Genomic DNA, 8,945 nt, shown 5'->3' on the forward strand with positions numbered 1-8,945 from the left:
AATCCCATTTTATTCTTTCTGATTTTTTAAAACATTGGCAGAGGGAATGAGATTTTTTAAGACTTTCGAATGAAGGAAGATGGAGTTTTTTAATAGAAAATACCCTGTCGGCACTCAGCTTGATGGCCAACAGGGTATTTGCATTAAAGAAAGTTACTTTAGCGTATTTGCTTTTTCAATAGCTTCCTTTGCTTGTTCACGCAAGCGGAACTTTTGGATTTTGCCAGAAGCTGTCATTGGATAAGACTTGGTAAATTCAATATAGCGAGGGATTTTATGCCGTGAAATTTTCCCTTTGCAATACTCCCGCAGTTCATCGGCAGTAACTTCTTCGCCTTCCTTCGGTATAATCCAGGCGACTACTTCTTCCCCATAAACCGCATCAGGAACCCCTACTACCTGGACATCAAGGATGGCTGGATGAGTATAAAGAAATTCTTCAATTTCACGGGGATAGATGTTCTCCCCTCCTCTGATAATCATATCCTTCAGCCTGCCTGTTATTTTACAATAGCCGTTTTCATCCATTACAGCCAGGTCACCAGTATGCAGCCAGCCGTCTTTATCAATGGCTTCTTTCGTAGCATCAGGGTTTTTATAATACCCCTTCATGACGTGATAGCCTCTCGTACATAACTCTCCCTGTACACCCCGCGGGACTTCTTTATTTGTCCCGGGTTCAACAATTTTGACTTCTACATTAGGAAGAGCCCTGCCAACGGATTCGACTCTTAACTCGATTGGATCATCTGTTCGTGTCTGGGTTATGACAGGAGATGATTCTGTCTGTCCGTAAGCGATTGTGATCTCGCTTGCACCCATCTTCTCAATAACCCCTTTCATTACCTCAATTGGGCAATTGGAGCCAGCCATTATGCCTGTACGAAGGCTGGATAAATCATACTTGCTGAATTCCGGATCGTTCAGTTCTGCGATAAACATCGTAGGCACCCCATGCAGACCTGTACATTTTTCATCCTGGACAGTCTGCAGGACTGCTTTAGGGCTGAACTCCTGCACTGGAACAATGGTTGCTCCGACGGACACACAGGCCATGGTTCCAAGTACACATCCGAAGCAATGGAAAAACGGCACCGGAATGCATAATCGGTCTGCTTTGGTCAAACGCATGCAATTAGCAATATTGTAGCCATTGTTGACAATGTTATTATGCGTAAGCATAACCCCTTTTGGGAAACCTGTTGTCCCGGAAGTGTATTGCATATTAATGGCGTCATCAGGGTCAAGGCTATCCATCCGTTTATTTAGTTCCTCATCGGTTACCTCTTCGCCCATCTTAATAATATCATCCCAGCTGTATGTGCCTGGGAAGCGCCTATCGCCCATAATTACGACATTCTTTAAATAAGGCAGGCGTTTGCTCTGCAATTGTCCCGGCTCTGATGTCTTAAGCTCCGGAACAATGCTATATAGCATCTCTATGTAAGAAGTGTCTCTGTATTTTTCCATTAAAACGATTGTAGTAGAATCAGATTGTTTTAATAAATATTCAAGCTCTGCAGCCTGGTAGTTTGTATTTACCGTAACGAGCACAGCCCCCATTTTACCTGTTGAAAACTGGCATGTCAGCCACTCTGGCGTATTTGTAGACCACGCAGCAATATGCTCCCCCTTTTCAAGGCCAAGTTTCATAAAACCTTTGGCAGCAAGGCGGCAATAATCATCAAATTGCCTGTAAGTCATGCGCAGCCCTCTGTCTGCATAAACTACAGCTTCATGATTGGGGTGAAGGCGGGCTTTCTCCTCGAGGAGCTTCCCTACTGTGAGATTTAACAATTCTGTCATCCAGAAATCCTCCTTAGAATATGATCTAATCATTGTGCAGAGATTTCTCTAAGGTGTTTGAATAAAACGCTTACATTTTATGTTATCATATATTGCTGAATATTCAATATTTTCGTATATTAATAATCTAATAAAGTTGGACAGTTGCAGGTGGTAAAAAAAATAGGGGATTAGCAGCTTTGAGCATTAAAAAAATAGTTTTCTCAGGCGATTATTTAAGTAAGTGCACAAGATCAGAGGCAGGTACATCAGGGCTAAAGCCTGAAAAGCATGGGGCTCCAAAAGAGCCGCCCAAAAAAAGCTGCACCTAAGTCAAGGGCAGCTTTTTAGATTTAATGTAAAATTTTCACATAAAAAGTTCGTGTTCTGGGCCCGTCGAATTCACAGAAATAGATGCCCTGCCAGGTTCCCAGAAGGAGATTTCCTTCGGTGATGATGATATGCTGTGAAGAGCCGACTGTACTTGCTTTCATATGAGCAGCAGTATTCCCTTCCATATGAAGGTCTTCTTTATGATCCCAAGGAAACACTTCATCAAAGCGTCTGATCATATCTGTTTGGACATCGGGATCGGCATTTTCATTTATGGTAATTCCAGCAGTGGTATGGGGGCAATATACAATTGCAGCCCCTTCCTTAATTCCGGATTCGTTGATAAAATTCTGAACTTGAGAAGTTATTTCATAAAACTCATTTCGCTTTGAACTATTTATTGTGAATTTTTTCAGCAAATGGATTCCCCCTTACGAATAGTTTGATCCAAAAATATTTAGTTCATTTTCAAGTGAGGGTGCAATTTGAATCTTAAAGGGCTTTTCACCGCGAGTTTTTAAAACAGCAGCCGCCAAGCTTGATTCAGTTAATGGCTGGCAAAAAATAATCTGTGCGGAGCCTGCAAAGATGGCTGTTCTTCTTTCAGCTTGCTCAACAGTCCCGGATGTACCCTTTATTATAAATGGAAAGAGCTTTGTCCATTCTTTTGCTGTCTTTTCACTGTCTTCAGAAGCTATGTAAATCGAGTGTATTCTCGCGTTTTCAAGTCTTTTGTCCAGCAAACCAAGTTGTTTTAACTCTTGGAATCTAATTTCGTCTTCTTTTTCCCAATCTATAAAGAACGGATATTTATAATCAGGATTATCTTTAATAAAGAGCATTTTCCATTTAATAATGCTGCCATCTTTACGTTTGCGGCTCCCGTGGAAAATAGGATATGTTTCACAGCCTTTGTCCTCAAGGTCTTTTTTCAGCTGAAGGATGTTATCTGTTCTGAAGCAGATTTGCCCGATTCCTTCTCCTTTTTGCAGCTCCTGAGCGAGCTGCCGGATGAGAGGATTATCTGATTGAAAGGCAATTTTAGCTGCCTCTATAGAAAGAAATTCCAGGTATGAATGTCCAATGTAAAGCAGACTATTATATGTTCCCCATTTTTCATGACTTCCGCCCATAACAGCATTAAAACCGTGACTCTTCCATGCAATCACTGCTTCTGAAGGATGGCCATTAACAAAATGCACGATATGATCAAGTTTTATTTCCATCGGTATCCTCCTCTTTCGCTTGATTATAATAAAATCATACAAGTGAGGCTCCAACAAGTCCAATTATTCATTTTTTTGATTTTATAAGGCTCTTTTCTCATAGATTGTTGTTTTAGTTTATAAATTTTGCCCGCTGATTTCTGCTCCGGACACTTGCTTTCCGCGGGGGGCGGTGCGAGCCTCCTCAGCTTCGCCTGTGGGGTCTCACACTTCCCTCTTCTCTGAGCTGGAGTCAAGTGCCATCCGCTGCAATCAACTCAGTTTGTTAAACTAAGTTCGCCTTCAAAAAGCACAAACTTTACGAAAAGAGCCTTTTATAATTAAACATCAGCTAGCAGACGTTTGTCATCATAATGAAATAAAACTTTTTTAAATAATGGGTTCACAAATCTTTAGAAAACCTTTACAATAAATTAATAAAATAGAATATTCAATCCATTTACCAGGAGGTATGCAGAATGAAAATTATGAGTAATGAACAGCTGGTCGTCTCGTATCGTGATGCATTAAAGTCAGGGTCTGAAAAGGAATGGATTAGGATATTAAAAACCGAAATTCAAAAGCGCGGCTTAAAGCCTTTTAAAGAATAGCGGTTATTCATAGCAGCGGTTTTCAAAATACTTAATGACAAATTTAGAGCGGGAACTTATCCCGCTTTTTTTAATGCCTGTGCAATTTATCATTGAGCTTATTGGCATGTTTGATATTTTCATATTCTTTTTCAGATAATACTCCAAGTTTTTTCAATACCAAACTATATTGCCAAATTTTCATTTGCCTTCTCCGCATGTTTTCACCTCTTTTTACTAATATAATATTCATAATCAGTACATTGTTTCCTTCACGCAACATTATTTCGCAGAATAAAAAACAGAGCGGATATTTTCCGCTCTGTTTTTTAAAGAAATTAAGAGTATTGATAACTTTTCCAGCTGAGGAACTCCGCCGGCATAAGCTGCTTTTGGCTTGCCGAAGGGCGCCTTTGCTTATTATTTAAGCTTCAAAAAGAAGGCTTTCCGGATCTTCAATAAGCTCTTTAACCCGTTTTAAGAATGTCACAGCTTCTTTGCCGTCGACGATTCGGTGGTCATAGGATAATGCAATATACATCATTGGACGGTTTTCCATTCTTTCCTCATCAATTGCAACAGGGCGCAATTGGATGGAATGCATTCCAAGGATTCCAACCTGCGGGCCATTCAAAATCGGAGTTGACATCATGGAACCGAAAATACCGCCATTTGTAATGGTGAATGTTCCGCCTTGAAGGTCTGACAGAGCGAGTTTATTATCTCTCGCTTTAGTGGCAAGATCCATAATATCTTTTTCGATTTCAGCAAAGTTTTTGCGGTCCGCGTCACGTACAACCGGTACAACAAGACCTTCTTTCGCTGATACAGCAATGCCGATATCATAGAACTTTTTAAGAACTATTTCATCTCCCTGAATTTCTGCATTCAAGAAAGGATTCTTCTTAAGTGCAGCTACAACCGCTTTTGTAAAGAATGACATGAAGCCAAGCTTTACATCATTTTCTTCAAAGAACTTGTCCTTGCGCTTTTTGCGGAGGTTCATAACATTTGTCATATCAACTTCATTGAATGTTGTCAGCATTGCGGCTGTTTGCTGGACTTCAACAAGGCGATTTGCAATGGTTTGGCGACGGCGCGACATTTTGATTCGTTCCACTTCTTTTCCGCCATTTTCTTGTGCAGCCGGCTTGGACGCAGGAGCTGGCTTCGTTGGCTGTGCCGCCTGCTGCTTTGCCTGGTTTGGATTGTATGATTCAACATCCTGTGCCCTTACTCTTCCAAGCGGGTCAGTTGTTGGTACCTGGCTAAGGTCAATTCCTTTTTCCCTTGCCAGTTTCCGCGCAGCCGGTGAAGCAATCGGACGCTGGCCGCCATTTTTTTCTTCTGCAGCGGGCTGTTCCGCTGCCTTAGGCTCTTCAGCTTTTGGGGGTTCAGCTGTTTCAGCAGGCTTTTCTTCTGTTTTTTCAGGAGCAGGAGCTGCTTCTCCGCTTTCATCAACGATGGCTATGGTTTCGCCTACATTGACGGTATCTCCTTCTTGTGCTTTTATCTCCTTCAAAACACCGCTATGTTCAGAGATGATTTCAACGTTTACCTTATCAGTTTCGAGTTCAACAACATAGTCACCTTTATTGACAGTGTCACCAGGATGTTTCAGCCACTGAGCCACTGTACCTTCTGTAATGGATTCCGCCAATTCTGGAATTTTTATTTCTGCCACCTTAATTTCCTCCTTGTTGCTTGCGTGTTAGTGCTTCTTCTATAATGCGTGCTTGTTCTTTTTTATGAACGGTTGGATCTCCCTCTGCCGGGCTGGACCTGCGTCTTCTGCCAACATACTTGACATCTATTCCCTTGCCTGCAATTTCCTTCAGTCTTGGTTCAGCAAAATTCCATGCTCCCATGTTCTTTGGCTCTTCTTGAACCCATACCATTTCGTCTACATTTGGATAACGGCTTAGGATTTCTTTAATATTATCCATTGGGAAAGGATAGATTTCTTCTACCCGTAAAATATGGAACCAATCCTGGTCTTCATAATTTTTCAGATTTTCCGCCAGATCAATGGCAATCTTTCCGGATCCGAGTACAATGCGCGTTACTTTTTCAGGTTTTTCGCCTAATCCAGGCTGTTCCACAACCGGTTTAAATTCCCCTTCGCTTAATTCAAGCCCATTGGAAGCAACCAAAGGATTCCGCAATAGACTCTTAGGGGACATAATCACTAGCGGCCTTACTTCCTCTTTTCCAAGAATGGCAGCTTGCCTTCTTAAAATATGGAAATATTGCGCTGATGATGTTAGGTTAGCGACTGTCCAGTTATTTTCCGCTGCAAGAATAAGGAATCTCTCCAGACGTGCACTGGAGTGCTCAGGACCCTGCCCTTCATAACCATGAGGCAACAGCATAACAAGACCGGATTTTTGGCCCCATTTTGCACGGCCTGCCGCAATAAATTGGTCAAACATAACCTGGGCCGCATTGGCAAAATCTCCATATTGAGCTTCCCATAAAACAAGCGTTTCAGGAGCGAAAACATTATAGCCATACTCGAATCCGACAACAGCTGCTTCCGATAATGGGCTATTATGGATAGCAAATGAAGCTTTGGCAGTTGAAAGCTTATGAAGCGGTGAATAGGCTTTTCCTGTCGTATGATCGTGCAGCACCACATTTCTCTGCGCAAAGGTTCCTCTTTCAGAATCCTGCCCTGTTAATCTAACAGGGGTTCCATCTGACAGGATGGATGCGAAAGCAAGTGTTTCAGCAAGTCCCCAATCGATCTTCCCGTCTCCCTCAAGCGCTTCCATTCTGCGCTTTAAGATTTTGCCTAGTTTGTCAAACACTTTGAAATCCTCAGGCCATTTTAGCAGTTCTTTATTGATCTGCTTAAGTGTTTCGATTGGTACAGCTGTTTTAACTTTTGGAAGCCCTTTTTCCACTGTTTCAGGCGGATTGGATGGTTCTGCTTCCTTTCTCTCTTTTGGCACTTTTTCGTATGCCGTTTTCATTTTTTCCAATACTTCGTTTTGTATGTTTTCCGCTTCTTCTTTAGAAATAATTTTTTCTCTTTGAAGCTTTTCTGCATACAGAGCTTTCACAGTCGGACGTTTGCGGATAATGTTATACATCATCGGGTTAGTCGTCATAGGCTCGTCCATTTCGTTATGTCCAAATCTGCGGTATCCAATCAGGTCAATTAGGATATCCTTTTCGAATTTTGCCCTGTACTCACATGCCAGCCTTGCTGCTGCCACTACAGCTTCAGGCTCGTCCGCATTTACATGGAGGATAGGCATTTCATACCCTTTTGCAAGATCGCTTGCATATCTTGTGGAACGGGAATCATGTGACTCTGTTGTAAAACCAATCGTATTATTCGCGATGATATGGATGGAACCACCGGTATTGTATCCTGTCAGCTGGCCAAGGTTTAGTGTCTCTGCCACGATTCCCTGTCCTGGGAATGCTGCATCGCCGTGGATAATAATGGCTAAGGCAGATTTAGGATCAACTTCCGGATACCCAGCCTTTGTTCTGTTATCCTGTGAGGCCCTTGTAAATCCTTCTACAACTGAACCAACAAACTCCAGGTGGCTAGGGTTATTAGCTAATGTAACCCTTGCTACTGTAGTATTCTCGTCTTTGATTTGCTTGTCTAATCCGAGATGATATTTTACGTCTCCTGTCCAGCCATAGTTAATCCCTATGGAGCCTTCGGAAGGAACAAGCTCTTTATTGGGCGCATGCTGGAATTCAGCAAAAATCATTTCATATGGTTTGCCAAGTACATGGGCAAGGACATTAAGGCGTCCGCGGTGAGCCATACCGATATTAATCGTTTTTGCACCGTCTGATACAGATTCAGATACGATTTCATCCAATAAAGGCACCATGGTATCAAGGCCTTCAATTGAGAATCTCTTTTGGCCTACGAAAGTTTTATGAAGGAATTTTTCAAACTCCTCGACTTCAGTCAGCCTTCTTAATACTTTGATTCTCTCTTCTTTTTGCATGGAAAGCTTATGGCTTTTAGCACCAATTTTCCGGCGCAGCCAATCTTTTTCGTTTTCATCATAGATATGCTGAAATTCAAACGCTATAGGTCCCATGTAAGCATTTTTCAGGAACTCGATTGCTTCCAAGCCATTTCGCAATGGATATGTGGCATCCTTTGTGATGACTCCTGCTGGAATTTCTGTTAAGTCTTTTTCTGTTAATCCATATTTTTTAAGTTCAAATAAATCCGTTTCAGGTTTATGATTTCCTAATGGGTAGATATCTGCAGCCAAATGGCCATATGTGCGGATCGTATCAGCAAGGCGGATTGCTGCAAGTGTTTTTTCAAGCTGACCTGCATTTAAAGATAAGCCGCCTTTCTGGTCATCGGTCTGTGAAGTCTGCCCGGCAAGGATTGGTGAACCATTTTTTTCAAAGTACTCTTTCATTTCAGGATCTACTGAATTCGGATCCTCTAAATATCTTTCATATAATTCAATAACATAGCCAAGGTTAGGGCCATGAAATCCTTGTTCAAAGGGTCCCTCACCATTTGATGGCTTTTTCATGGAAAATTACCTCCATAACTGTTTTTAAATAAATAATTCAATACATTTTAGCCCTCTGAATCCATTACCCTATCCTAGAATGAATTAACGGTTTATTTTTATGAATAATAATATTTTTCAGAGGATAAAACGTTTCCACAGCTATTCTAACACGGAAAATCTTGTTGTACAAAGATAAAAACATGAATATAGTGGAAAACTATAAAAAAAAATTAAAGTAAATTACTTATATTACTAAAATGATTTGTTAAACCATGAGCTTTTATTAATAGGAATAAACTAGGCATAAATTTTTTGTTTAAGATGGCAAAAATAAAAAGCCGATTTTATTAATCGGCTTTCAGGCTGTCGACAAAGTCGACAGCCGTTTTTTATCATTATTACCCAATCAATATATGGGGTTCTATCTTAATCCACACACCTAAATATGCCGTTAAAAAAGATAAAAAGCCCCTTTTTCTTTAAATAGCTGTTTGAAAAAGGGGTTTGTCTACACTCTG

The 8,945-nt window shown here is 41.1% G+C and carries 6 protein-coding genes; 1 reads left to right on the forward strand and 5 read right to left on the reverse strand.

Going from position 1 to position 8,945, the window contains the following annotated elements; genetic code table 11:
• Positions 1 to 153 precede the first annotated feature (153 nt).
• The 3 genes from L634_RS0114415 to L634_RS0114430 form a co-directional block, all read right to left on the reverse strand.
• The gene (locus L634_RS0114415; RefSeq protein ID WP_026583057.1) at positions 154 to 1,797 is read right to left on the reverse strand and encodes an AMP-binding protein; all 1,644 of its coding nucleotides are present in this window, start codon (positions 1,795 to 1,797) and stop codon (positions 154 to 156) included.
• 341 nt (positions 1,798 to 2,138) lie between these two features.
• Positions 2,139 to 2,537, reverse strand: a complete 399-nt coding sequence (locus L634_RS0114425) for a secondary thiamine-phosphate synthase enzyme YjbQ (protein WP_026583058.1) — start codon at positions 2,535 to 2,537, stop codon at positions 2,139 to 2,141.
• A 12-nt stretch (positions 2,538 to 2,549) separates the two neighbouring features.
• The gene (locus L634_RS0114430) at positions 2,550 to 3,344 is read right to left on the reverse strand and encodes a VOC family protein (RefSeq protein WP_026583059.1); all 795 of its coding nucleotides are present in this window, start codon (positions 3,342 to 3,344) and stop codon (positions 2,550 to 2,552) included.
• A gap of 458 nt (positions 3,345 to 3,802) precedes the next feature.
• On the opposite strand from L634_RS0114430, the gene sda reads away from it, so the two are divergent.
• Positions 3,803 to 3,934 (forward strand): sporulation histidine kinase inhibitor Sda, encoded by a 132-nt coding sequence (gene sda / locus L634_RS0114440; protein ID WP_009334545.1) that lies wholly within the window; start codon positions 3,803 to 3,805, stop codon positions 3,932 to 3,934.
• A gap of 403 nt (positions 3,935 to 4,337) precedes the next feature.
• Here the strand turns inward: sda and odhB are convergent, their stop codons facing one another.
• The gene (gene odhB, locus L634_RS0114450; protein ID WP_026583061.1) at positions 4,338 to 5,597 is read right to left on the reverse strand and encodes a 2-oxoglutarate dehydrogenase complex dihydrolipoyllysine-residue succinyltransferase; all 1,260 of its coding nucleotides are present in this window, start codon (positions 5,595 to 5,597) and stop codon (positions 4,338 to 4,340) included.
• A gap of 1 nt (position 5,598) precedes the next feature.
• Entirely contained in the window at positions 5,599 to 8,445 is a 2,847-nt protein-coding gene (gene sucA, locus L634_RS0114455) for a 2-oxoglutarate dehydrogenase E1 component (protein WP_026583062.1), read from the reverse strand.
• Positions 8,446 to 8,945 lie beyond the last annotated feature (500 nt).

Origin of the sequence: Bacillus sp. J33 (assembly GCF_000518885.1) — a bacterium.
Taxonomy (GTDB): Bacteria; Bacillota; Bacilli; order Bacillales; family Cytobacillaceae; genus Cytobacillus.